This is a genomic window from Serratia sp. BNK-23 (assembly GCF_047456145.1).
GTDB lineage: Bacteria > Pseudomonadota > Gammaproteobacteria > Enterobacterales > Enterobacteriaceae > Serratia > Serratia nematodiphila.
Genome location: NZ_CP179900.1, coordinates 4,840,076 through 4,864,891 on the forward strand (window position 1 = coordinate 4,840,076; position 24,816 = coordinate 4,864,891).

Annotated in this window: 16 protein-coding genes, 1 tRNA gene and 2 other RNA genes; 3 read left to right on the forward strand and 16 right to left on the reverse strand. The window is 61.5% G+C overall.

Annotated elements, in window-relative coordinates:
- Nucleotides 1-109: 109 nt before the first annotated feature.
- The 6 genes from bcsC to bcsR all read right to left on the reverse strand — a co-directional run bounded on the left by bcsC (nucleotide 110) and on the right by bcsR (nucleotide 10,569).
- A complete protein-coding gene (gene bcsC, locus ACMGF9_RS23020; RefSeq protein ID WP_414160446.1) occupies nucleotides 110-3,583 on the reverse strand; it encodes a cellulose synthase complex outer membrane protein BcsC in 3,474 nt (1,157 codons plus the stop codon).
- Nucleotides 3,565-4,677 (reverse strand): cellulose synthase complex periplasmic endoglucanase BcsZ, encoded by a 1,113-nt coding sequence (gene bcsZ / locus ACMGF9_RS23025; protein WP_080062489.1) that lies wholly within the window; start codon nucleotides 4,675-4,677, stop codon nucleotides 3,565-3,567. The genes bcsC and bcsZ overlap by 19 nt, the downstream gene beginning before the upstream one ends.
- Nucleotides 4,678-4,682: 5 nt before the next feature.
- Nucleotides 4,683-6,971 (reverse strand): cellulose biosynthesis cyclic di-GMP-binding regulatory protein BcsB, encoded by a 2,289-nt coding sequence (gene bcsB / locus ACMGF9_RS23030; protein ID WP_414160449.1) that lies wholly within the window; start codon nucleotides 6,969-6,971, stop codon nucleotides 4,683-4,685.
- A gap of 62 nt (nucleotides 6,972-7,033) precedes the next feature.
- The gene (bcsA, locus tag ACMGF9_RS23035; RefSeq protein WP_004934153.1) at nucleotides 7,034-9,637 is read right to left on the reverse strand and encodes a UDP-forming cellulose synthase catalytic subunit; all 2,604 of its coding nucleotides are present in this window, start codon (nucleotides 9,635-9,637) and stop codon (nucleotides 7,034-7,036) included.
- The gene (gene bcsQ / locus ACMGF9_RS23040; protein ID WP_015376240.1) at nucleotides 9,634-10,374 is read right to left on the reverse strand and encodes a cellulose biosynthesis protein BcsQ; all 741 of its coding nucleotides are present in this window, start codon (nucleotides 10,372-10,374) and stop codon (nucleotides 9,634-9,636) included. Before bcsQ ends, bcsA begins: the two co-directional genes overlap by 4 nt.
- A gap of 3 nt (nucleotides 10,375-10,377) precedes the next feature.
- Nucleotides 10,378-10,569, reverse strand: a complete 192-nt coding sequence (bcsR, locus tag ACMGF9_RS23045; protein ID WP_004934148.1) for a cellulose biosynthesis protein BcsR — start codon at nucleotides 10,567-10,569, stop codon at nucleotides 10,378-10,380.
- 189 nt (nucleotides 10,570-10,758) lie between these two features.
- Here bcsR and bcsE point away from each other — a divergent pair, with 189 nt between their 5' ends.
- The 3 genes from bcsE to bcsG are packed head-to-tail and all read left to right on the forward strand — an operon-like array spanning nucleotide 10,759 to nucleotide 14,169.
- Entirely contained in the window at nucleotides 10,759-12,327 is a 1,569-nt protein-coding gene (gene bcsE, locus ACMGF9_RS23050; RefSeq protein ID WP_414160450.1) for a cellulose biosynthesis protein BcsE, read from the forward strand.
- Nucleotides 12,314-12,517, forward strand: a complete 204-nt coding sequence (gene bcsF / locus ACMGF9_RS23055; RefSeq protein ID WP_004934139.1) for a cellulose biosynthesis protein BcsF — start codon at nucleotides 12,314-12,316, stop codon at nucleotides 12,515-12,517. The genes bcsE and bcsF overlap by 14 nt, the downstream gene beginning before the upstream one ends.
- Nucleotides 12,514-14,169 (forward strand): cellulose biosynthesis protein BcsG, encoded by a 1,656-nt coding sequence (bcsG, locus tag ACMGF9_RS23060; protein ID WP_044030236.1) that lies wholly within the window; start codon nucleotides 12,514-12,516, stop codon nucleotides 14,167-14,169. The genes bcsF and bcsG overlap by 4 nt, the downstream gene beginning before the upstream one ends.
- 294 nt (nucleotides 14,170-14,463) lie before the next feature.
- Here bcsG and dppF read toward each other — a convergent pair whose 3' ends face one another.
- The 10 genes from dppF to ACMGF9_RS23110 all read right to left on the reverse strand — a co-directional run bounded on the left by dppF (nucleotide 14,464) and on the right by ACMGF9_RS23110 (nucleotide 24,732).
- The gene (dppF, locus tag ACMGF9_RS23065) at nucleotides 14,464-15,453 is read right to left on the reverse strand and encodes a dipeptide ABC transporter ATP-binding subunit DppF (protein WP_021504110.1); all 990 of its coding nucleotides are present in this window, start codon (nucleotides 15,451-15,453) and stop codon (nucleotides 14,464-14,466) included.
- Complete coding sequence (gene dppD / locus ACMGF9_RS23070; protein WP_004934132.1) at nucleotides 15,450-16,430, reverse strand: dipeptide ABC transporter ATP-binding protein; 981 nt, start codon at nucleotides 16,428-16,430, stop codon at nucleotides 15,450-15,452. The genes dppF and dppD overlap by 4 nt, the downstream gene beginning before the upstream one ends.
- Nucleotides 16,431-16,445: 15 nt before the next feature.
- Nucleotides 16,446-17,348 carry a dipeptide ABC transporter permease DppC gene (gene dppC, locus ACMGF9_RS23075; protein WP_004934130.1) on the reverse strand — a complete coding sequence of 301 codons (903 nt, stop codon included), beginning with the start codon at nucleotides 17,346-17,348 and terminating at the stop codon, nucleotides 16,446-16,448.
- Between the two features lie 11 nt (nucleotides 17,349-17,359).
- Nucleotides 17,360-18,379, reverse strand: a complete 1,020-nt coding sequence (gene dppB, locus ACMGF9_RS23080; RefSeq protein WP_015376236.1) for a dipeptide ABC transporter permease DppB — start codon at nucleotides 18,377-18,379, stop codon at nucleotides 17,360-17,362.
- Nucleotides 18,380-18,549: 170 nt separating this feature from the next.
- Entirely contained in the window at nucleotides 18,550-20,157 is a 1,608-nt protein-coding gene (gene dppA / locus ACMGF9_RS23085) for a dipeptide ABC transporter periplasmic-binding protein DppA (RefSeq protein ID WP_004934126.1), read from the reverse strand.
- A gap of 601 nt (nucleotides 20,158-20,758) precedes the next feature.
- Complete coding sequence (locus tag ACMGF9_RS23090; protein ID WP_021504113.1) at nucleotides 20,759-22,450, reverse strand: glycosyl hydrolase family 18 protein; 1,692 nt, start codon at nucleotides 22,448-22,450, stop codon at nucleotides 20,759-20,761.
- A 425-nt stretch (nucleotides 22,451-22,875) separates the two neighbouring features.
- Nucleotides 22,876-23,004: non-coding RNA, RtT sRNA (locus ACMGF9_RS23095), on the reverse strand.
- A 35-nt stretch (nucleotides 23,005-23,039) separates the two neighbouring features.
- Nucleotides 23,040-23,168: non-coding RNA, RtT sRNA (locus ACMGF9_RS23100), on the reverse strand.
- Between the two features lie 35 nt (nucleotides 23,169-23,203).
- A tRNA-Pro gene (locus ACMGF9_RS23105) sits at nucleotides 23,204-23,280 on the reverse strand.
- A gap of 120 nt (nucleotides 23,281-23,400) precedes the next feature.
- Nucleotides 23,401-24,732 carry an MFS transporter gene (locus ACMGF9_RS23110; protein ID WP_004934121.1) on the reverse strand — a complete coding sequence of 444 codons (1,332 nt, stop codon included), beginning with the start codon at nucleotides 24,730-24,732 and terminating at the stop codon, nucleotides 23,401-23,403.
- Nucleotides 24,733-24,816: the final 84 nt, after the last annotated feature.

A 24,816-nucleotide genomic window follows, 5' to 3' on the forward strand; every position in this document is an offset into this window, starting at 1 on the left:
AACCAAGAAAATCGCGGGTTTCAGTCTTTTCCTAAAGCGGACAAACGCGACCCGGACACAGGGTAACAAAACTCCCCGGTGTCCGACACTCCGAATCTTCCCCTCCCGGCTACTTGAAGTCGGCGTATGGCGTCAGCGGCTGCGGCGGCAAATCGAGATCCCCTTGCCAGCCGGCCAGGGAATAACGCAGATAAATCAACGCGTGGCTCGGCGTATAGTCCTTCGCCTGTTGGATATCGATGCCGGCGCCGAGCGTCCAGTGCGAACTGAGACGGCGTTCGACGATCGCCCGCAGGGTATAACCGACGCCGCTCGAAGAGCTGCCGTCCTCGACGGCGAACTTATCGGGCAACGAATCCGGGATCAGCCCCTGCAGCGGATAGCGGCGCTGGCTGTCGGTCTTCGAATGGGACAGCGAAACCGAACCGCCCAGCTCCCACGACCAGTTCTCGGTGCGCTGGCGGTAGTTGACCGGTAGCGACAGCGACAGATATTGCTGCGGGCTGTAATAGCCGCCCTGCCCCAGCGAATAGCCGCTCAAATCCTTCTGGTAGTGCCACAGCATGGTATTGAGCCCGACGCTCAGGCGGCGATTGTCTTCGTTGATCAGCTTGTAGTAGTAACCGGCCATCAACCGCTGCCGCTGGTTGTCCGCCACGTTCTTGCCGGTAATCTGGTGCGCGCTGAGATCGGCCCAGACGCCGTTCGCCTCGCCGCGATCGTAGCTGGCGCTCAGGCTGACGCCGGTAGCGCGCACGCCGCCCCAGGTGATGCCGGTATTCGGGTCTTTGGCGCCGCCGAACGCCAGCAGCGAGCTGGAGATCGGCCGTCGCGAGGCCGCCAGCGTCCAGCCGATGTGGTTCCAGTCACCGCTGTAGGCCAGGCCGCCGGTCCAGTCGACCACCTCAAAGCCCATCGGCGTCGTGCCGATGTCGGCGGCCCAGCGATCGTTTTTCCAGCCGGCCGCCACGCTGGTGCCGGTGGTTTTCTGGTGTTCATCGCCGCGGCACCCTTGTGTGTGGCAGGTGCCGAAGGTTTCGTAGTATTTGCCGCTGCCGTCGGTCGAGAAGCGGCCGGCATCCAGCTGCACGGTGTCGGTGCGCAAGAAGGCGCGCCCGTCATACAGCGGCATGTCCACCTGCAGCATGGTATCGTGCGCGTTGAAGTCGGAGATGCCGCCGGTGCCGCTCGAGCGCCAGTAATCGTGATCGAGCGTGACGTTCACGTCTTGCTGTCGATACAGATCCGCGGCGTCGGAGCGGATGCCGCGTTTCAGCCAGTCGTCGCTCGGATTATTGCGCGTCAAATAGGTGTAGCTGTCATTATCCTGCGGCAGCGTCGGCGTGATGCCGCTGGCCACCATCGCCTGGCGGTAATCCTGCTGCGCCCGTTCAGGCTGTTGCTGAGTCCGCTCCAGCCGGGCGGCATCACGGTAAACCAGCGCCTTGGTCTGTCCGACGGGCTCCGAAGCCGCCGCCGTTTTCAGTCGGTCGAAGATAGCTTCGGCCTGCTGCGGATCGCCGACCGCCCCCCAGGCGTTGGCGACTCGCCGCTGGCTGTTGAGCGAAGCGTCTTGTGGCTGCGGTTCGGTTTTAAGCCGTTGACGCGCCGCGTCCAGATCCCCCTGCGCTACATAGGCTTCGATCTCGCCCAGCTGCGCATCCGGGTTGTTCGGCTCACGCCGTTTCACCCGCTGATAGTCGTCCAGCGCCGCCGCATACTCCCCGCGCGCCAGTGCCCAGTCGGCCAGCAGCAAATCGATGCGCGTGTCCGCCGGCTGCCGGCGCAGATAGGCTTCCGCCGCCGGTTCGTCACCGGCCGCCCGCAGCCGTTCGGCATGCTCGATTACCGCCTGCATTTTCAGCCGCTGCGCCAGCTCGCGCATGTTGTCGTTCCACTGTGCCGCAGGCAGCGTATTGAGTTGTGCCAGCGCCTGCCTGTCGCGATCGCTGCCGGAAAGATAGAGCGCATAGGCGTAGGTCAGCTGCGGATTGGCAGGTTGGCGTTGCGCCAGCTGCCGGAACAGAGCGTCTGCCTGCTGCGGCTGCCCGGCCTGACGCAGCGCCTGCGCATAGCGATAGGTCAGCCAGACGTCGTCGGGATCCATCGGCTGAGCGCGGCGATAGATTTCCGCCGCCTGCTGCCACTGCTGCTGTGCCGCCAGCGTCTCCGCCCGCTGCTTCAACATATCGAGCCGCAGTCCGTCGAGGGTGCTGCGCAGCTTGGCCTGTTGGCTGCGCGGCAGGCCGTTGAGGTAGGCCAGCGCTTTTTCCGGCGACTGGCGCTGATAGATATTCACCAGGCCGCGCAGCGCGCTGCCGTTGCCGGGATCGCGTCGCAACGCCTGCTGATAAAACCCTTCCGCCGCGGCGTCATCCTTGCTCGCCACCGCCACATCGCCCAGGCCGATGAACGCGTCGCCGTCGCCGTCGTCGAGCTGGCGCGCCTGCTGATATTTCTGCCGGGCCAGCGCGAGATTGCCGGCCTTCAGCGCCTTGTCGCCCTCGTCGATCGCCAGCCAGTAGCTGGTGCTTTTGATCAGGCTCTGCCACTTGCCGCTGTCGTAGCCGTTCTTGTCGGCCGCCAGCGCCTGGCGAAACAGCTTCAGCGCCTGCGGGCGGTTGCCGGCGCGCGAGTAGGCCTGGCCGAGCGCCCCCAGCACCTCGGCGTCGTTCGGCGCCGCCGCCAGCGCCTTTTGCAACTCAGGAATGGCTGCCCGGCTGCCGCCTTTATCCACCTGCGCCAGGCCGCGCACCCGCGCCTGATAGGTCGGATCGGCCAACAATTTCTGCTGTCTGGCCAGCTCTTCGCGGGCGCTGGTCGCCTGATCGCCAGTGTCGAACACGCCGAGGAAGCGGTTGAGCGCCGCCACGCTCTGCGCGCTGACCGGCATCGCTTTGACCTTGTCCAGCCACAGATCGGCGGCATCGCCGCGCCCGGCCGGATCGGCGGCGATCTTCTGCAGCAGTTCATAGGCCTGCGCGTCCTGGTTCTGACTGAACAGCATACGCGCCAGCGACATACGCAGCGCCACATTGCCTGAATATTGCTGATCCAGCGCCTGCAGCTGCTTTAACGCCTTCGCCTCCTGCCCCGGCAAACGCGCCACCAGCCGCCAGTATTCCACCGCCAGATCGAGCGTCGGCGGCTCGCCGTGAAACAGCGCATCGTACTGCGCCTTGGCTTCCGGCAACCGGCCGGCGGTCGCCATCAGACGCGCCTGCTGCAGCTTTTGCCGGGTTTCCGGCTGGGTCAGCAGCATGTTCATTTGCGCCTGGCGATAGGCGCTGGACTGTGGCGCGAGGGTTTTCAGCTTGTCCAGCTGCTGCTGCGCCAGCGCCATGTTGCCCTGCCGCAGCGCCAAACGCATGCGCGCGGCGATCACGTCCGGGTTGTTCGGATCCATCAGCTCGAGCCGGTACAGCGACTGGCGCACCAGATCGTCCTTGTTGCCGGCCTCGCCAATGCGCACCTGTTCCAGCAGCCACTGTTCCGGGGCCACGGCCTCCGCAGCGCGCGCCTGCGGCAGCATCGCCAGGCTCAGCGGAATCAAATTCAGCCAGTTTATTTTGAAGTTGTGCATTGGCCGTCCCACGAGGGTTGCAATTCACCCTGACGATTAAAGCGATAACGTTGTTGATCCCACCCCTGACCGAACAGCGTCAGCGAAGCGCTGAAATAGGCGTCGTCACCCGGCGGGTGCTCGCTGATGCGCTGCCGCTGCACCGCCAGCGCTTCAGCCTGCGTCGCCAGCATCGGCAGCACAGAAGCGGAGAAACCGACCGGGCCGTCTCCGGTGGTTTTGCCGCTGGCGGTATCGGTTTTCTCCGGCGGAACGCCCTGTTTGGCAGTGAACTGCGCCATCGGCTGGAAGCGTTCAAGCAGTGCCGCCTTGTGTTCATCGTCGTCCGCCAGCATGCCGGCCCACAGATAAACCCGAATGGCGTCGTAGCTGCCGACGTTCGGCTTGACGGTGTCCGGCTGCCAACCGGCACCGACCCGCCACACCACCCAATCCGGTGAGAAACCGTGCGGCGCGGTGTCCAGCCACAGCCGTTGATTGACCTCGCGCATCGCGCGCCATGGGCCGTTCAGCGCCGCAAAACGCGCCAACAGCTGCGGCGGCAGGTAGCTGGGATTCAGCCGCCAGCGATCTTCCGCCACGAACCCGACTTTGCCCGGTAGCAGCATCAGGCCCAGGCCGGGAATGTCGGCCACTTCCTCGCGGCCGATGCGTTGCAGCAGCAGCGTCCCCAGGGTTTGATAACGCCGGCTTTTCCACAGGCGGCCGGCTTCGAGCAGGTTGTAGGCGATCCACAGATCGGCGTCCGACGCCGAGTTGGCGTCCAGCACCTTCCACTGCTTATCGTCGCTCTCGCCCCACAGCCAGGCGGGCAAACGGGCGCTGAGATCGCCCGCCGCCAGATTGTTCTCCGTCCAGGTCAACAGCTGGTCGAAGGTCGGCCGGTCATTGGCCACCAGGGCGAAGAACAGGCCGTAACTCTGGCCCTCAGAGGTGGTGATTTTGTTCGGGCTGCTCGGGTCGATCACCCGTCCCTGCGGGCTGATGTAGAACTGCTTGTACTGTTGCCAGCCCGGCCACTCGCAGGCCGCCGCCGCGCTGAAAGCGCACAGCAGCAGCATGCCGAGCGACAGGCGTTGCAGCATCGCGTTCACCGCCGTCAATCCCGATCTTCAGGCGCCAGACGCCGCCGGCTGAAGGCCTTCAGGCCGCGCCACAGCATCAGCCCCAGGATCACCACCAGCACCACCGCGAGCACCGCCAGCAGGACCGGATGGGTGGAGAGGGCATACCACAGCCGCTCCCACCAAGGCAGGTGGCCGACATAGTAAACATCGCCGACGCGCAGGCTGTTGACCCCCGATTCGCGGATCACCGCCACCGAGCCGAACACCGCGGCGCGCTTGCCGCTGTCCAGCAGGGCATTGTTCAGCAACTCATAGCCGCGCGGGCTGTCCGCCAGCAGCGCCACGATGCTGCGCTGATCGTTGAACGGCGATTGCACACCGATGATCGCCGACATTGCGCCCTCGGAGCTGACGGTGGTTTTGCTGTCCGGCTTGGCGTCCTCCGCCAGCAATTCCGCGCTCGGCAACGGCGGTTGGCGCGTCGGCTGCTTCACCCAGCTTTGAGTGGCGTCCACCAGCAGGCTGATTTTCTTGTCGTCGCGCAGCGCCGGCGGAATGGTGCCGATCATCAGGATATCGTCGTCACGATCCTTGGCCTGCGACCAGTCGTCGCTCAGCGTAAAGGCCAGCGCCGGGTAGCCGGTTTGCGCGCCGATCACGCCGAGCGCGTTCAGCAGCGCGCTGACCTGCGCCGGCTGCGGTTTCTGGTTCACCAACACCAGCGTTTGCGACAGATCCGCCAGGCGGCTGAACGGGAAGCCGGCGTTGGCGAAGGCGCGCAAATCCGGCATCGCCATAAAGTGGCGATAGCCGGAGAAATCGATGGTGGACGCGCCGTCGATCACCGCGTGGTTTTGCGTGAAGGAGTAGGTTTCGCAGCGCCCTTCCGCGCCGCTGGCCAGCAGCGTGGTGTAGTCAAAGTCAAAGCGCAGCTGGTTGGTGGCGCCCAGCCGCAACGCCGGGATGCTGACGTTCCTGTCGGAGTCGAGCAGCCCCTGCGTCAGCGGCAGTCGCAGCAGCTGCGCGCCCTGCTCGTGTTCCGGCACCAGCGAGTAAGCCTGCACGAACTGGTTGTTCAGGCTGACGCTCAGCCGCGAACCGTCCTGAATGCGCGGCGCGGTATAACGGTATTTCAGGTGCATGTCGATGCCGGTGCTGCGGATCAGGAACAGATCCGGCGGCAGGTTCATGGTCAGCGAAATCGGGCCGGGTTCGATGCCGCTGGTTTGCAGCTGTTCGGCATATTGCTGCAGCTCGGCGAAGGTCATCGGCCGATCGGTGCGCACCCAGTTCGGCGCGTCGTAAGGCTGGCGCGGCGCGAGCTGTTCCACCTTGTCTACCGTCACGTTCTGGCCGCGGAACAGAATGTTACCCTGCGCGATACCCTTCACCGCGGTGATCAAATCGTTGTCGTCACGCCCCTGAATCAACAGCAGTTTGACGTACGGATTGTCGGGGTGGCTGATCATCTCCACCGTCGGGCCGTTGACCGCCGGATAATCGCGCAGGAAATCCGGGCGCTGTGAGTTGGTGGCGAACACCACCGCGTGCTGCGCCGGCAGCGCATTGTACAGCGTCGGGAAGGATTGCCCGCGCCACTGCGCCTTGCTGCCGAACCAGGAGGCCAGAATGCCCGCCGCGCGCTGCTGGGCGAGATCAGGCTGGCCGGCGAATACCATCGGCAGCGTCAGCGGCCGATTGTCGCGGCTGTCGAAGAACGGCTCAGGGAAGTGCGACAGCTCGTTTTTCACCGGCAGCGTCTGGAAACGCAGCTTCAGCGCGCTGGATTGGCTGACGTCGAGCCACAACGAAGTGCTGGCCGGGTTTTCGCAGATGTTCTGATAATGGCCGACGAACACCAGCCGGACGCGGTTAAAATCGGTGATATAGCGCGGATCGATCGCCATCTGGATGCGATTGGGCTTGCCCAGCTGCTCTTTGGAGATCGTGGTCACGCCCATCAGTTCGTCGTTCAGATAGACCTTGACGTGCGACTCGACCGGGATCAGCGCCGGCGACGGCGTAAATTCCAGGTCGAGCATCGCCTGCGAGACCACCTCATCGCTGCGCACGCCGAACTCGATCTGCCCGTCCGGCCGGGTGCCGCGCAGAACAAAGGTGCCCGGCGGCGGCGCTATCTGCGCGAACGGCAGCGACACGTCGCGCACCGGCGCATTCGGATCCTGCGGCGCGGTCGCCGTATCGGCCGCCGCGGCGATCGGCGGCTGGGCCGCCACGGTCGGCGCGGTGGCGGTTTCGGCCTGCGACAGGGTGCTGATGCCTAAGGCCAGAGCAGTTAACCAGGTTATTTTTCTCGTCATCGTATCATCATCAATGTTGGAGCCTGTTCACCGGGCGAGTGAGCGGGCGGTTGAACTCGCAGCTAACCCACGGTTTCTTGTTGACCCAAGGTCGGATCCCTGCCGACGCCGCGCGGAATAAACGACACTACCCAGGCGGTCAGCGAAGTGACCCCGACCAGCAGGCCGCGCACCAGCGGCGGCGCGTAGTCCGCCATGCGCACATAGCCGCGGAAGCCCAACGCCAGCACGTCGCGCAGGCTTTCGATCGGCCGGTCTTCAGGGAACCCGTCCTGCCACAGCGCCCAGGTATCGGCGCGGGCGAAGGTGCACTGAATGAAATCGATGTGTTCACGGGTGGAGAGACTGACCAGACGCACCCCCACCTTGTTGCCGAAGGCGCGCGTCACCACACAGGGGAAGCTGTACTCCTGCTGGCCGCGCTTGAGCAACAGCGAGGCCTTGTCGCCGTCTTTCAACGCGTTTTCCACTCGCATCTCAATGCCCACGCCGCCGTCGGAGTAATCGCGCAGCGTGCAGGGGTAGAGGTGGCCATCGGCACGCGCGATCGCCGCCGGCATGGCGATCTCCACGCGGTGCGCCTGGCGCACCTGCTTGGCCTCCACCGCCACCGCCACCGCGCCGCCGAGAATGGTCATGTTGTACAGCACCCACACCAGGCTGATGATCACCGTCATCACCTCGTCCGTCGGGCCATAGGCCAGCCGCCAGGCGCCGAACGCCAGCCCAGCCAGGTTAAGCACTACCAGGAACATGTAAGGCCGGGTGATCACCCAGTCTACGTGCTCCTCTTCCACCAGGCCGCCTTTGGCGGTGACGTTGAATTTGCCCTTGTGCGGATTGAACAGCGCTACCGTCGTCGGCCGCGCGATATACCAGGCCAGCACCGTTTCATAGATCTCGCTCCAGAACGAATGGCGGTATTTCCCCTGGATGCGCGAGTTGGTCAGGCTGGCGTGGATCATGTGCGGCAGCACATAAAGCGCGATCGCCAGCGCCGGCGCGAAGATGATGTAGGCATGCAGCAGTAAAAACGCCAACGGCGCGGTGAGGAAGATCAGCCGCGGAATGCCCGACAGGAAGTGCAGCATGGCGTTGGCGTAGCACAGGCGCTGCGCCAGTTTCAGCCCCTTGCCCAGCAGCGGGTTGTCGAGCCGGAAGATCTGCACCATGCCGCGCGCCCAGCGAATGCGCTGGCCGATGTGCGCCGACAGGCTTTCGGTCGCCAGCCCGGCGGCCTGCGGAATGCGGATATAGGCCGAGGTGTGCCCGCGCCGGTGCAAACGCAGCGAGGTATGGGCATCTTCGGTGACGGTTTCCACCGCGATGCCGCCGATCTCGTCCAGCGCGCTGCGGCGCAGAATGGCGCAAGAGCCGCAGAAGAAGGTGGCGTCCCACATGTCGTTGCCGTCCTGCACCAGCCCGTAGAACAAAGTGCCTTCGTTGGGCGTCTGGCGGAAGCGGCCGAGGTTGCGCTCGAACGGATCCGGCGAGAAGAAGTGGTGCGGGGTCTGCAGCATCGCCAGCTTTTTGTCTTTGAAGAACCAGCCCATGGTCAGCTGCAGGAAGGAGCGCGTCGGCACGTGGTCGCAGTCGAAAATCGCCACGAACTCGCCGGTGGCCTGCTTCAGCGCATTGTTGATGTTGCCGGCCTTGGCGTGTTCGTGGGTCGGCCTGGCGATGTATTTCACCCCCACTTCGGCGGCGAACGCCCGGAATTCGGGGCGATTGCCGTCGTCGAGGATATAGATGTTCACTTTCTCTTTCGGCCAGTCGATGCCCAACGCCGCATAGAGGGTGGGCTTCACCACCCCGAGGTCTTCGTTGTAGGTCGGCACCATCAGATCGATGGTCGGCCAGGTGGCGCTGTCTTCGGGCAACGGCACCGGCTGGCGGTTAAGCGGCCAGATGGTCTGGAAATAGCCCAGCACCAGCACCACCCAGGCGTAGGTTTCCGCCACCAGCAGCAACAGGCCGCACACCAGGCTGAGCGGATCGTCCCAGTTCAGCGTGGCGGTATAACGCCACCACAGGTAACGACAGGACACGGTCAGCGACAGCACGATCAGCATCAGCGCAGGCAAACGCCCCGGCACCCGGCGCACCACCATCGCGATCCCCCACAGCAGCACGACGAACACGAACTGCGCCGACAGATCGAACGGCTGCGAAATGCACAGTATGGCGAGGATCGCCGCCAGCACGCCGACCAGAATAAACAGCGCGCGTCGCATGCCGCGGTTCATGCGGCCGAGGCGCTCTACCGAACGCTGTTCCACGCCGGCGTTTTTCAGCCGTTGCGGCAGGCTCTGCAGCCAATCGGCGTAGCGCTGCTGCAGCCGCCGCCACCCGGCGAAATAGTCGCGCGGCACCGGCGCGCGACCGCTGCGAAACAGCAGCAGCCACAGGCCCTGCAGCAGATAGCGCAGCGCATCCGCCGGGCGCGGGCGTTCGGCGGACAGATGCGGGAACCAGTAAGCGCGGCCGACGCGCACGCGCTGCCAGGCCGGTGACTCGAAGCGCAGCAGCATCCACCCCAGCGCCACCAACAGCGTGGCGAAAAAGGCGGTCAGCGCCGACGCGCCGTTGCGGCGATAGCCGCGGTAGCGCGCCTGCACCGCCTGACGCACCGGCGGTACCAGCAGCAGGCTCAGCACCCGGCTCATGGGGCAACGCCCCGTTTGAGGTTGATCAGGCACCAGTTGGCCAGCGTCAGCACTTCATCCGCCGCCAGGCTCTCGGGGCGATACTCGCCCAACGGCTGTTTGACCGCCAGCGCTTCCGCCAACGCTTCGTCGCGGTGGATCACCACCGGCAGCAGGCCGCTCAGGGTTTGCAGCCACAGCTGATGCAGATCCTGCTGCAGCTGGCTGGCGGAGGAGTAGTGATTGACCAGGAAACGGCAGTCATTCGGCAGCGTCTGTTGATGGAGCCGCACCTGACAGTTGGCATCGGGGTTCAACAGCACGAACACGCTGTCGGCAAGCTGCAGCGCCTGCTGCGCCAGCACGCCGTCCCCGACCGGGACATCCAGCAGGATCCAGCGCTGCGGATCGCCGGCGATCAGTTGGCGCAGGTTGTCGCGCCAGCGTTCCGGCTGTTGCCGACACTGGTGCTGCACTTCCAGCCGTTCCGCCCCATTCAGGCGGCCAAAAGGCAGAAAGTCGAGGTTTTCACAATAACGCAGCGCGCCTTCCTGCCAAACGCCGCCATCCCGCTCCGCGCGGGCCCAGCCGCGCGCCAGCTCGAACGGGGTGTTGAAATGCAAGCGCAGCAGATTATCCGGCGTGAAGTCGATCGCCAGCACCGACTCGCCCAGCTGCTGCAACGCCCAGGCGAGCGCCGCCGTGACCGAGGTCGTCCCCATTCCACCCCGCAACCCTTGCAGCGCGAGCACCGGCATAGATCAGTGGCTCCCCGTGGTCTGCGCCAATTCGGCCAACAGTGGCCAGCGCGTCATCATTTGCGTTAACCGCTCCTGCCGCGAAATATCGACATAGCGTAATTTCGGCAATGAAAAAGCCTGGCTGAGCGCCTGCAGGTCATCCTGGCTCTCCCCAGGCGCCGCTGCACGAAAATGGGTGGGTGCGTTATTCATTCTTCCGCCTTGGCGAAAATAGGCTATGTTAATTAACTATAGCAACGATACAAAAAGAGAGAGGCAATAAGATGATTCTCAACAAATATTGTTGAAGAGCGTCGGAGATTTGTTATTGCCAGCGTAAAAATGGCTATCTTTAAATATAAACGCCTTTAGTCGGCTTTCAACGAAAGTAGAATACATCCTATGGCGCACTCTTTTTCTCTAGGCATTCGGCAGATTTGGGAAGAGCTGTCGGTGATGCAGGCCCCCGGGCTTTATTGGATCAATATCGACAGGCAAAGCGACGCCGCGCTGCTGTGTCGCCAGGTCATCGCCGCTCAACCGGCCACTCACAAAGTCGCCCTGATCTGCAGCGGCGACAAACCCGAGCGCCTGCTGGCCGAACTGGCTGCGCCCGCGTTGCAGAAGCTGCCGCTGTATCAATTACCGGAGAAAAAAGCCGCGCTGACACAGTTGAACGACGATCTGATGCGCGCCCTGCGGCCGCAAAATCGCTTACTTATCCTGCTGGCCCACGCCAGCCTGTGGCAAACCTTCACCACCGAAGAGCTGCGCGAGTGGACGCGCACCCTTGCCGCCTGGCTGCGGCGGCAGGGCTGTACGCTGTTGATCCTTAGCCACGGCGGCGGCATCAATAAGCTCAAAGGGCAGCTCAGCGCACAGCACCGCATCCTGAACGGCCTGTCCAGCCTGCAATGGCAGCAGGACAGCGCGCAATACCTGGTGAACTGGTGGAGCACCGAAAACGGCATCAACGCCAACCAGCTGCTGACCTTGTATGCGGCGGAAGGCGGCTGGCAGGGCGAGGATGAAAATAGCCAACCCTCCCCCACCGCCTTACGCAGCGACGAAAGCCTGTATCTGGCCGAGCGCAGCATCCTGGAAGGCGCGCCGCCGCTGTCCGCCAACTGGCAACTGCTGGAGAGCAACGACGAACTGGCGCAGCACGGCATGCTGAGACTCTCGGCGACGTTGATTTTCGCGTTGTATCAAAGCGACCAAATCGATCATCTGGCGCACCAGATCCACACCCTGCGCCGCAGCCGCGGCAACGGCCTGAAAATCGCGGTGCGCGAGATGAGCGCCAGCCTGCGCTACAGCGACGAACGGCTGCTGCTGGCCTGCGGCGCCAACCTGATCGTGCCGCACGTCGCGCCGCTGTCGCGTTTTCTGACCATGCTCGAGGGCATCCAGGGGCAGCGCTTCTCACGGCATGTGCCCGCCGACATCGATGCGCTGCTGGCCGGGCTGCGTCCGCTGCAGCTCAAAGGCTACATGCGGCCGGAAGCGTTCAGCCAGGCGGTGCTTTCGCTGATGGGCAACACGCTGCTGCCAGAGGACGGCAAAGGCGTGATGGTAGCGCTGCGCCCGGCCACCGGCCTGCGCGCCGAACAGGCGATGACCCTGTGCCACCTGCGGCGGTTCGGCGACGTGATGACCGTGGTGCAGGGGCGGCTGGTGCTGTTCCTTTCCACCTGCCGCATCAACGATCTGGATACCGCGCTGAAGTTCATCTTCCGCCTGCCGGTGGATGAAGCCTTCAGCAACCGGGTGGTGTGGCACCAGGATGTCGATATCATTTCGGAAATCAAACGCATGGCCCAGGGGCGCTGGCAGATTTCGGCCACCGGCACCGCCGGTGCCGCGCCGCGCCCCCGCGTGGCGGCGGCCGAGGTGCCCGCGGAACGGCGGCAGCCGGTCGCCTTCACGCTGCCGCTTGGCCCGCAGGAGGAACCGCATGCTGAACCTTAACGACATCGTGCAACTGATCCTGCTGTGCGCGCTGATCTTCATTCCGCTGGGCTACGCCTTTCACCGGCGTTTTCCGCATTTGCGTCAATACTGGCAAAACCTGTTGTTATCGCCGCGCTATTTGAAATCCGCCGGTTTATGGGTGCGCACAGGCTCCTCATCTCAGATTAAACGTAAGAAGCAGCCATGAATCCAAACTCGAAGACGCAATCCGATAACGCTCTGTGGCGCTACTGGCGCGGGCTGGGCGGCTGGAACCTCTACTTTCTGGCCAAATTCGCCCTGCTGTGGTTCGGCTACCTGAATTTCCACGCGCTGCCGAACCTGGTGTTCATGGCGTTTCTGCTGATGCCGATCCCTTCGCAACGCCTGCATCGCTGGCGCCATTACCTCGCTATCCCGATCGGCATCGCGCTGTTCTACCACGACACCTGGCTGCCGGGCATCAACAGCATCCTCAGCCAGGGCTCGCAGCTGGCCGGTTTCAGCGCCCAGTATCTGCTGGAGCTGATCAACCGCTTTATCAACTGGCAGATGATCGGCGCGGCCTTCGTGCTGTTTATCGCCTACCTGTTCGTCGCACAGTGGGTGCGCGTCACGGTGTTCACCGTGGCGGCGCTGGCGTGGCTCAATATCGTCAACATCGCCGGGCCGGCGGTTTCACTGCTGCCCGCCACTTCCACGGCTGCCGCCGGCGGCGCCAATACCCCGGCCACATCAGCGCCGGCGGCGGGGGACGCTGCGCCGGCAGACAGCCTGCCGCCGACCAGCGCCAACCTGACGGCCTACCTGAACCAGTTCTACGAGCGGGAAAAAGGCCGCGCCACCGCGTTCCCGGCCACCTTGCCCGCCGACGCCCAACCGTTCGATCTGCTGGTGATCAACATCTGTTCGCTGGCCTGGGCCGATATGGAGGCGGTCAACCTGCAGAACCATCCGCTGTGGTCGAAGATGGACATCATGTTCGACAGCTTCAACTCGGCCACCGCCTACAGCGGCCCGGCCTCGATACGGTTGCTGCGCGCCAGCTGCGGCCAGCTTTCGCATCATGATTTGTACCAGCCGGTGAACCAGCAGTGTTACCTGTTCGACAACCTGGCGAAGCTCGGTTTCAAGCAACAGCTGATGCTCGATCACTCCGGTGTGTTCGGCAACTACCTGAAAGAGCTGCGTGAACAGGGCGACATGCAGGCGCCGTTAATGTCGCAGGCCGGCATCGGCAACGAGCTGACGTCGTTCGACGGTGAGCCGATTTATAACGATCTGGAATTGCTGACCCGCTGGCTGGATCAGCAGCAAAAAGCCGGAGACGCCCGCACCGCCACCTTCTTCAACGTCATCCCGCTGCACGACGGCAACCGCTTCGTCGGCTCCAACAAGAGCGCCGACTATCAGCCGCGCGCGCAGAAGCTGTTCGATCAGCTGAACACCTTCCTCGATCAGCTGGAAAAATCCGGCCGCAAAGTGGTGGTGGTGATCGTGCCGGAGCACGGCGCGGCGTTGGTGGGCGACAAGATGCAAATGTCCGGCCTGCGCGATATTCCCAGCCCGAACATCACCCATACGCCGGTCGGCATCAAACTGGTGGGCATGAAGGCGCCGCATCAGGGCAGCCCGCTGCAGATCAAAACGCCGAGCAGCTATCTGGCGCTGTCGGAGCTGGTATCACGTCTGGTGGACGGCAAGGTCTTCAGCGAATCCAGCGTCGACTGGCAGGCGCTGACCCAGGGGCTGCCGCAGACCCCGGTCATCTCCGAAAACGACAACGCCATCGTGATGCAATATCAGGGGAAACCTTACATTCGCCTGAACGGCGGCGACTGGGTGCCTTATCCGCAATAAGCGCGGCCTCATCAACCTAAAGCGCGCCGACGGCGCGTTTTTTTGGGCTTTTATAATAAAAATGGTGAAGCCGATAGGCCGATATAATGTTATTAACAACAACCCGTTGAATTCCATAATTCGATTATTATTCTCATGCGAAGATTCTTAGAAAAATAACTCTTATCAGAATTTAATTAGGGAGGTAATTAAAATGGCGGACTGTGGTAGTTTTCTACTTATTAACCCTTTGATTGAGTAATAAAAAACGCCGGCGTGATGCCGGCGTGAATTTAAGCGATGACGTTCGACGCTTTACGCCCCCGGATGTTCGTCCTGATCGACCGCAAAGCAGGCCACCATCTGCTCACCGTACTGTTTTAGCTGCGGCTGCAGCTGCACGCAGGTGCCGAAAGCGCGGCGGCAGCGGGCATTGAACGCACAGCCCGGCGGCGGATTCATCGGGCTGGGCAGTTCGCCGGTCAGCTTGATGCGCTCGCGGCGCATATCCGGGTTCAACCGTGGCGTCGCCGACAGCAGCGCCTGGGTGTACGGATGGCGCGGGTTGTTGAAGATCGCCTCTTTGCTGCCCTTTTCCACGCAGCGGCCGAGGTACATCACCATCACCTCGTCGGCGATGTGTTCCACCACCGACAGATCGTGCGAGATGAACACATAGGACAGCCCCAGCTCCTGCTGCAGATCCATCATCAGATTCAGCACCTGCGCGCGCACCGACACGTCCAATGCCGACACCGGTTCATCGGCGATCACCACGTCCGGATTCAACATCAGCCCGCGGGCGATAGCGATACGCTGGCGCTGGCCGCCGGAGAACATGTGCGGGTAGCGGTCATAATGCTCGGTCTTCAGGCCGACCTTCGCCATCATCTCCAGCGCTTTTTCCCGCCGTTCGGCGGCGCTGAGCGACGTGTTGATCAACAGCGGCTCCTCGAGGATCTGCCCGACCTTCTTGCGCGGGTTGAGCGATCCGTAAGGATTCTGGAACACGATTTGGATCTTCTGGCGCCGCAGTTTCTCGGCCGAGACGTCCGGCTTCAGCAGATCCTGCCCCCGGTAATACAGCTCGCCGCCGGTCGGCACTTCAATCATCGTCAGCAGGCGGCCGAGCGTTGATTTGCCGCAGCCCGACTCACCGACCACCGCCAGCGTTTTGCCGCGCTCCAGGGTGAAGGACACGCCGTCGAGCGCCTTGACCAGCCGCTCCGGCGCGAACAGGCCCTTTTTTACCGGGTAATGCTTCTTCAGGTCAATCGCCTGCAGTAAAGGTTGATTCTGGCTCATACGGTCGGCCTCCCCGCATCATCCAGCGGTGTGTGACATTTAACCTGACGGCCGGGAATGCTGCGCAGTTCCGGCTCCTCGTTACGGCAGCGCTCGTTGGCGTACGGACAACGCGGATTGAGCAGGCAACCGGTCGGGCGATCGTATTTGCCCGGCACCACGCCCGGCAGCGAAGCCAGCCGCGCCTTGTCGGCGGCGAACTCCGGCAGCGCGCGCAGCAGCGCCTGGGTGTACGGGTGGCGCGGCGCGCGGAAAATCTCCGCCGCCTTGCCGGATTCCACCACCTGGCCGGCGTACATCACGATGATGTGATGCGCCGCTTCCGCCACCAGCGCCAGATCGTGAGTGATCAGCAGCAGCGCCATATTTTCGCGCTGTTGCAGATCCAGCAGCAGTTCGATGATCTGCGCCTGGATAGTCACATCGAGCGCGGTCGTCGGCTCGTCGGCGATCAGCAGCTTCGGCCGACAGGCGATGGCCATGGCGATCATCACGCGCTGGCTCATGCCGCCGGAAAGCTGGTGCGGGTATACGTCCAGCCGCGAAGCCGGATCGGGAATGCCCACCTGCGTCAGCAGGTCGATAGCGCGCTGACGGCGGGTGCGGCGGTTGCCGCCCTGATGCACCTTCAGCGCCTCCATGATCTGGTAACCGACGGTATAGCACGGGTTCAGGCTGGTCATCGGATCCTGGAAGATCATCGCCACTTCGGAGCCCACCAGCTGGCGGCGCTCTTTTTCGGAGATCTTGCGCAGATCCTGGCCGTTGAACTCCAGCTTGTCGGCCATCACCTTGCCGGGGAAATCGATCAGGCCCATGATCGCCAGCGAGCTGACGGATTTGCCGGAGCCGGATTCACCGACGATGCCGACCACCTGACCTTGCTCCACGCTGTAACTGATGCGGTCTACCGCGCGGAACGGGGTGCCTTCGTCACCGAAGTGCACCGAAAGCTTGTCTACATTCAATAACGCCATCTCTCTCGTCCTCTGTTACTGCTTGAGTTTGGGGTCGAGAGCGTCACGCAAACCGTCCCCCATCAGGTTAAATGCCAGCACCGTCAGCAGGATCGCCAGGCCGGGGAAGGTCACCACCCACCAGGCGCTTTGCGCGAACTGCAGCACGTCGGAGAGCATGGTGCCCCACTCCGGCGTCGGCGGCTGCGCACCCATGCCCAGAAAGCCGAGAGCGGCCATGTCCAGAATGGCGTTCGAGAAACCGAGAGAAGCCTGCACGATCAAAGGCGCCAGGCAGTTAGGCAGAATATTGACGAACATCTGGCGCAGCGCGCCGGCGCCCGCCACCCGCGAAGCGGTGACGTAGTCGCGGTTGACCTCCACCAGCACCGCCGCGCGCGTCAGACGCACATAGTGCGGCAGGGCGACGAAGGTCAGCGCCAGCGAGGCGTTGACGATCGACGGCCCGAATACCGCCACCAGCACCAGCGCCAGCAACAGGCTCGGCAGAGCCAGCATGATGTCGACGATGCGCATGATAATCGCGTCCACCACGCCGCCGAAGTAACCGGCCAGCAGGCCGAATATCACGCCCATGATCAGCGACAGCACCACCACCAGACAGCCGACCAACAGCGACAGCCGTGCACCGTACATCAGGCGCGACAGCACGTCGCGGCCCACGTCGTCGGTGCCGAGGATATATTGCCAGCTGCCGCCTTCTTGCCACACCGGCGGCTTGAGCAGCGCGTCGCGGAACTGGTCCGCCGGCGCATGCGGCGCCAGCACGCCGGCGCCGAGCGCGATCACCAGCATCAGAACGATGTACACCAGGCCGACCACGGCCCCTTTATTGCGCTTGAAATAGTGCCAAAACTCCTGAAACGGGGTCATCGGCTTCGGCGCACCTTTAACTGCAGACTCAGTGATTTGAGACATGAGAGCGCCCCTTATTTCTTGTGGCGAATACGCGGGTTGACCACGCCGTAGAGCACGTCTACCAGCAGGTTAACCAGAATGATCATACAGGCGACCAGCAATACCCCGCCCTGCACCACCGGGTAATCGCGGCGCTGCAGCGCGTCGATCAGCCAGCGGCCCAGCCCCGGCCAGGAGAAGATGGTTTCCGTCAGAATAGCGCCGGCCAGCATGGTGCCAACCTGCAGCCCGATCACCGTCACCACCGGCAGCAGCGCGTTGCGCAGCGCGTGGACGACGATCACTCGCATGCGGCTCACGCCCTTGGCGCGCGCGGTGCGGATATAGTCTTCGCCCAACACTTCCAGCATCGAGGAACGGGTCATGCGCACGATCACAGCCAGCGGGATGGTGCCCAGTACGATGGCCGGCAGGATCATGTGCATCACCGCGTCGACGAAGTCGCCAGGCTCGCCCCAGATCAGGGTGTCTATCAGCATGAAGCCGGTCAGCGGGTGGCTGTCGTCGAGGAATACCGTGTCGCTGATGCGCCCCGACACCGGCGTCAGGTTAAGCTGCACCGACACCAGCATGATCAGCATCATGCCCCACCAGAAAATCGGCATCGAATAGCCGGTCAGCGAGATGCCCACCGCGGTGTGATCGAAGACCGAACCGCGTTTGACCGCCGCCAGCACCCCGACCGGGATGCCCACCAGCACCGCAAACAGCATCGCGCAGAAACCCAGCTCCAGCGTGGCCTGGAAGCGCGGAACGAACTCGCTCCAGACGGAGATGCGGCTTTTGAGTGAGGTGCCCAGATCGCCGTGCAGCACGTTGGACACGTAGGAGAAATATTGTTGATAGAGCGGCTTGTCCAGCCCCATTTCCGCCATCAGCTGCGCGTGGCGCTCGGCGGAGATACCGCGTTCCCCGGCCATGATGGTCACCGGGTCGCCGGGGATCATATGGACGAATGCAAAAGTCAGCAACGTAATGCCGATAAACGTTGGGATAACTAACCCCAAACGTCGGAGTATGAACTGCAACATATCCCGAACTCTCTGTATCAATGCCCGGCAGCTCATCGTCCGCCAGGCTTATTAACGCTCACATGCCTTTGAACGATTCGACGGCCATACGCCGGAGACTGGTCAGCAGAGGCGCAAACCTGTTGCGCCCCTGCAAGTCCATTCGTGCGTCTCCGGTAAAGCGGTCGAAATCAGTCTACAGAGACATTCTCGAAGTGATGCTTACCGAGCGGATCCACGACGTAGCCTTTCACTTCCTTACGCACAGGCTCATACACGGTGGAGTGTGCGACAATCAGCGCCGGAGCCTGATCGTGCATCACCACCTGCGCCTGTTTGTACAGTTCGATACGCTTGTCGTGGTTGGATTCGGCGCGCGCCGGTTGAATCAGATCTTCAAACGGCTTGTAGCACCAGCGGGAGTAGTTGGAGCCGTCTTTCGCCGCCGCGCAGCTGAACAGCGTGGCGAAGAAGTTGTCCGGATCCCCGTTGTCGCCGGTCCAGCCCATCATCACCGTCTGGTGCTCGCCCGCTTTGGCGCGCTTGAGGTATTCACCCCACTCATAGGTCACGATTTTGGCTTTCACGCCGATCTTGGCCCAGTCGGCCTGGATCATTTCCGCCATGCGGCGCGCGTTCGGGTTGTAAGGACGCTGTACCGGCATCGCCCACAGATCGATGCTGAAACCGTCGGCCATGCCCGCTTCTTTCAGCAGCTCTTTCGCCTTGGCCGGATCGTAAGCGTAATCCTGCACCGCGTCGTTATAGCCCCACATGGTCGGCGGGATCAGGTTCTTGGCCGCCTGGCCCGCGCCCTGATAAACCGCGTCGATGATCGCCTGCTTGTTGACCGCCATGGTCAACGCCTGACGCACCTTCAGGTTATCCAGCGGCTTTTTCTCGACGTTGAACGACAGATAGCCCACGTTCAGGCCCGGCTGTTCCATCAGGTTGATGGACTTGTCCTGCTTCATGCGGGCGATATCGGCCGGGTTCGGATACGGCATCACCTGGCATTCGTTTTTCTGCAGTTTGGCGTAGCGCACGGAGGCGTCAGGCGTGATGGAAAACACCAGGCGATCGATCTTCGGCTTGGTGCCCCAGAAACCGTCGAACGCCTTGTACAGGATCTTGGAGTCTTTCTGGTATTGCAGCAGCTGGAATGGGCCGGTGCCGATCGGGTTCAGATCGACTTTCTCCGGCGTGCCGGCTTTCATCATCACGTCAGCGTATTCGGCGGACAGAATGGATGCGAAGTCCATGCCCAGGTCAGCCAGGAACGGCGCCTCCGGGCGGTTCAGCACGAAGCGCACGGTGTTGTCGTCCACTTTTTCGATCTTGGCGATCAGCTTCGGCATGTCCATGCCTTCAAAGTATTCGTAACTGCCGCCGGACACTTTGTGATAGGCGTTGTTCGCATCCAACTGGCGTTCAAAGGAGAACACCACGTCGTCGGCGTTGAAATCGCGCGTCGGTTTGAAGTCTTTGCTGCTCTGCCACTTCACGCCTTTGCGCAGGTGGAAGGTGTAGGTTTTGCCGTCTTCGCTGACGTCCCACTTCTCAGCCAGGCCCGGCTGCAGCTCGGTGGTGCCGGTCTTGAATTCGACCAGCCGGTTGTAGATTGGTACCGAGCTGGCGTCATAGGTGGTGCCGGAGGTAAACAGCTGCGGGTTGAACCCTTCCGGGGAACCTTCAGAACAGTAAACCAACGTCTTGGCCTGTACGCTGGCCGCCACGGTCAGCGCGATCAGCCCAATACCGAATTTCAGAATCCCCGATTTACCCAAGGAACGTGTCATCGTTAGTGCTCCATTGTGTGATGTGATGTGTGTAATTGCCGCCAGACCTGTATTTTTTATTGCGTGGCCTGTGCGATCGGCGCCCGAAGGCAGAAGGCGTACGAGGAGAGAATGCCGGATGGAACGCATCGCGGCGGGGATGTCTGAGCGCGTGGAATTCACTCAAACAACTCTCGCTCTTACCCCTGAGGCTATCAAGTTGCCAACTGTTTGGGGTGTCGTCAATATAACCAGTGGGGATTTACGCAGACTGTGAGAAACAGCAAACAAACATAAAAAAAACTTTTTGTTAACAGTTCCAGCATGAAAATTTATGCTAAGCGGCCATTTTTAGCGCATTGGTCTGACCCTCACAAACTTACTGGTTTTTAACTCCGTTAAAAAACGCCAAAACTTTGTTGCTGAATGATGAATATCTGAACGGTTATTTTTGTGATCGCCGTTAAAGACAGGAGGAAATGCTGAAGGATTACCCAAAAGGGTGAGTCCGATGAGCGCGTTTTGCTCGGGGCAGAGCCACAATCTGTGCGGCGTAAAAAAACTTTCGGCGGCGAAAAAGCCGGGGGCGAAAGGATATCCCCCGGCAACGCACTGCAACCGATTATTGAACGCCGGCGCTGTTGCCCAGGCTGGCGTTCATGCTGTTGAGAATATCGCCGTTATCCGCGTCGATCTCCCAGGAGAACAGGCCGCCCAGCTGCTTATCCAGCACGTACTTGCCTTTGGCCTGCACCGAGCGGGCATCGTCGAAGGTGATCAGATCGCCGGTGGAAGGTTTGAACACGTAAGGCGCTTCCGCCGTGGCGTCGTAGGTATACTGCCACTCGCCGCTCATGAACTGGCCGGCGATTTGGCGGTAGTCCACGATGCCGTTCTCCCAGGTGCCTTTGACCGGCCCGGTGGCGGTACCAGTGAACGGAATGTTGTTCTGGTAGCCGTTCACCCCGGTCCAGCCGCGGCCATACATGGCGGTGCCGACCACGATCTTGCCCGGCTTGACGCCCTGCGCCAGCAGCGCATTGACGCCGTTCACCGTGGTGTAAGCGGTGTCCGGCTTCCAGGCCGGCGCATTCAGCGCGGTCTGATGCCCCAGGTTCTTCAGATCGAAGGCGCCATAGAAGTCGTAGCTCATCAGGAAGATGTGATCCATCGAGTTCTGCGCAACGTTGTAAGCCACCTTGTCGATCTTGTCCTTGCCGGCGCTGATGGCAGAGGTCAGTTCATATTTGCGGCCGGTTTCCGCCGACAGCTGATCCAGCATCGCCCGCAGCTCCTTCATCAGCAGCACATAGGTTTCCCCGTCCTGCGGGCTGCCCAGGTTCGGGTTGGCGCCTTTGCCGCCCGGGAACTCCCAGTCGATATCCACGCCATCGAAGAACTTCCAGGTCTGCAGGAACTCTTTCACCGAACCGACGAAGCGATCGCGCTTCACCTTATCGCCCATGAAGAAGAACGGGTCGGACAGCGTCCAACCGCCGATCGACGGCAGAATTTTCAGGTCAGGATGCGCCTGTTTCAGCGCCATCAGCTGGCCGAAGTTGCCCTTGTAGGGGTCATCCCAGGCGGTAACGCCCTTCTGCGCTTTTTGCAACGCGGCGAACGGATCGTGGATCGAGACTTTGAAGTCCTCGCGGCCCTGGCAGGAGCGCTGCAGCGCCTGGAAGCTGCCTTCGATCTCTTTCAGGCTGTCGTTGATGCCGTTGCCGCCGCAGATCGGGATAAAGCCGTACAGCAGGTGGGTCAGGTTCTGCGCCGGGATCTTGTCGACGGTGAAATTGCGCCCGTAAACGCCCCACTCGACGAAATAAGAACCGACGACTTTGCCGGAGTTCTGTTTATACGGTTTATTCTTTTCCAGCAGCGGCTCTTTCAACGGCGCCAAATGGCTGCCGTCGGTGTCGGCCACCACAATTTCGGTGGCGTCGCTGGCGCTGCAGCCGTCGGCATTGCACAATGCCACCTGCATTTGATAACGGCCGCCTTTATTGACTTTAAAATTCGCCGTACCGGAAGAACCGGTTGACGGGCCGCTCCACGCCTCTTTGCCATTTAATAAAACTTTTGCCGTCGTACCGGTGTCGCCATTCCATAAATTCCAAGAGACCGAAACATCGGCGGCATTTTTTACCTTCACCAAACTATTATAAGCGGTAGCCGCCTGGTCAACTTCAACGATGGCGAACTTGGTGTTGCCCCAGGCGATGGTCGGCTTGCCCGGCGCGGCGGCCTGCGCCGCGGAACACAGCGTGCTGCCGATCAACAGCGCCAACAGCGGTTTATTAAATTTGCGCATAACTGATTCCTTTATTCCGAGAGGATAAACATAAAAGAGTTAATCGTCGCGATGCATTGCCGAAGCGAAAAAATTCCGCAATAATCCACGAAGATTAGCGTTAATAAATAATCACGATATTTTCCACGCAGCGGGAATAACATATCCCGCGTTGTCCATTCAGACTATAGGTAAAAAAAATGTGAAAACAAGAGCGCTATAAACCGGGTTTTATTCGGCAAGCATGAATTTATTTAAATATGAGAAAAAGAGCCCAATGGGAATAAGGAGTGTGAATTAATTAAGCGTAAAGGATAAATATATTTCACGAGGACGGTGGATTGACGCACGCCATAAAGCGAAGCCGACCGTATCGGAGGAGGTACTCATCCTCATAAACTGCAGGCGAAAAAAAACCTGCTTTAAAAAGCAGGTTTTTCGAATGGTGGTCGGCGAGAGAGGATTACGCGCATCGTTGATGCGCGCCCTGCGGGCCGTTGCTAAAGCAACGTTGTCTCGCTTCGCGAGGCTCGAACCTCCTGCGGAGGTGCTCATCCTCATAAACTGCAGACGAAAAAAAACCTGCTTTAAAAGCAGGTTTTTCGAATGGTGGTCGGCGAGAGAGGATTACGCGCATCGTTGATGCGCGCCCTGCGGGCCGTTGCTAAAGCAACGTTGTCTCGCTTCGCGAGGCTCGAACCTCCTGCGGAGGTACTCATCCTCATAAACCGCAGACGAAAAAAAACCTGCTTTAAAAGCAGGTTTTTCGAATGGTGGTCGGCGAGAGAGGATTCGAACCTCCGACCCACTGGTCCCAAACCAGTTGCGCTACCAAGCTGCGCTACTCGCCGATGCGGGGCGCATCTTACTGCTGGCGGTTATAGGCGTCAATCACTTTTTTGCCCCTGCATTTCAAGTGGTGATAAAAGCGCCATAATACGCTGCGCCGGGGGTTGCGCAGCGTATTTTACTCAGGCGTTGGCCGGTTTCAGCGCCGGCGTCTGCGCGCGCAGGAATGGCAGCAGGAACAGCGCCGACAGGCAGGCGGCGATGGAAATCACCACGAAGAAGCCGTTCCAGTGCCAGATCTCCATCACTCGCGCGATCGGGTAGCCGGACAGCGCCGCGCCCAGGTAGGCGAACAGGCCGACGAAACCGGTCGCGGCGCCCGCCGCATCCTTGTGCGAGCACTCCGCCGCCGCCATGCCGATCAGCATCTGCGGACCGAAGATAAAGAAGCCGATGGCGAAGAAACAGCAGGCCTGCAGCAGGTAAGTCACGCCCGGCATCAGCCACAGCGCGGCTACCGACAGGAAGATACCGATAGCGAAGATCAGGTTCATCGGGCCACGGTTGCCGCGGAACAGCTTGTCGGAACCCCAACCGGCCACCAGCGAACCGATAAAGCCGCCCACTTCAAACAGCGAGATGGCCGAGTTGGCGGTCATCAGCGAATAGCCCTTTTCCTGCGTCAGGTAGAGGTTGCCCCAGTCGTTGATCGCGGTGCGCACGATATACACCAGCACGTAAGAGACCGCCAGCAGCCAGATGTACTTGTTGGTCAGCACGTAGCGCTTGATGATCTCGCGGTTGCTCAGCCCCTGGCCTTCCGATTCCTGCACCAGCTCCATGGCGTCGTTGCGCCATTTGCCGACGCTCGGCAGCCCCAGGGTGGATGGCTTGTCGCGCAGGCGCCAGCACATCAGCAGGCCGAGCACCACGCCGATGATGCCGGGAATGATCATGCCGTAACGCCAGCTGAAGTGCAGCGAGATAAAGCCGACCAGCAGCGGGATCAGCGCGCCGCCGACGTTGTGCGAAGTGTTCCAAATCGCCCACCAGCTGCCGCGCTCGGAGCGCGAATACCAGCTGGTGAGGATTTTAGAGCACGGCGGCCAACCCCAGCCCTGGAAGAAGGCGTTGAGGATCCACAGCGTGCCCAGCATCAGCAGCGACGAGCTGAGGCCGAAGAAGATATTCAGCACCCCGGTCATGATCAGGCCCAGCCCCATAAAGTAACGCGGGTTGGAGCGATCGCTGATCATGCCGGAAATGAATTTCGAACAGCCGTAGGTGATGTAGAACAGCGTGCCGAGGATGCCGACGTCGGACATCGTCAGACCCAGATCGCTCAGCATCGCCGGCATGATGAAGTTGAAGCTTTTGCGCGTGAAGTAAAACGCGGCATAACCGATGTACATGGTGCACATCAGCTGAATGCGCCAGTATTTGTAGCTGGCGTCGATCTGCCGTTGATCGGTGACCTGCGGCGCATCCGGGCGGCTTTTAAGGAAAGACCACATGTGGAACCTCAGAGGATTGAATTAAAGTGCCGCTATGATGCTCCTCGCGCGCGCAGGGGGCTTACGCCGGATTCTCGAGGCGGT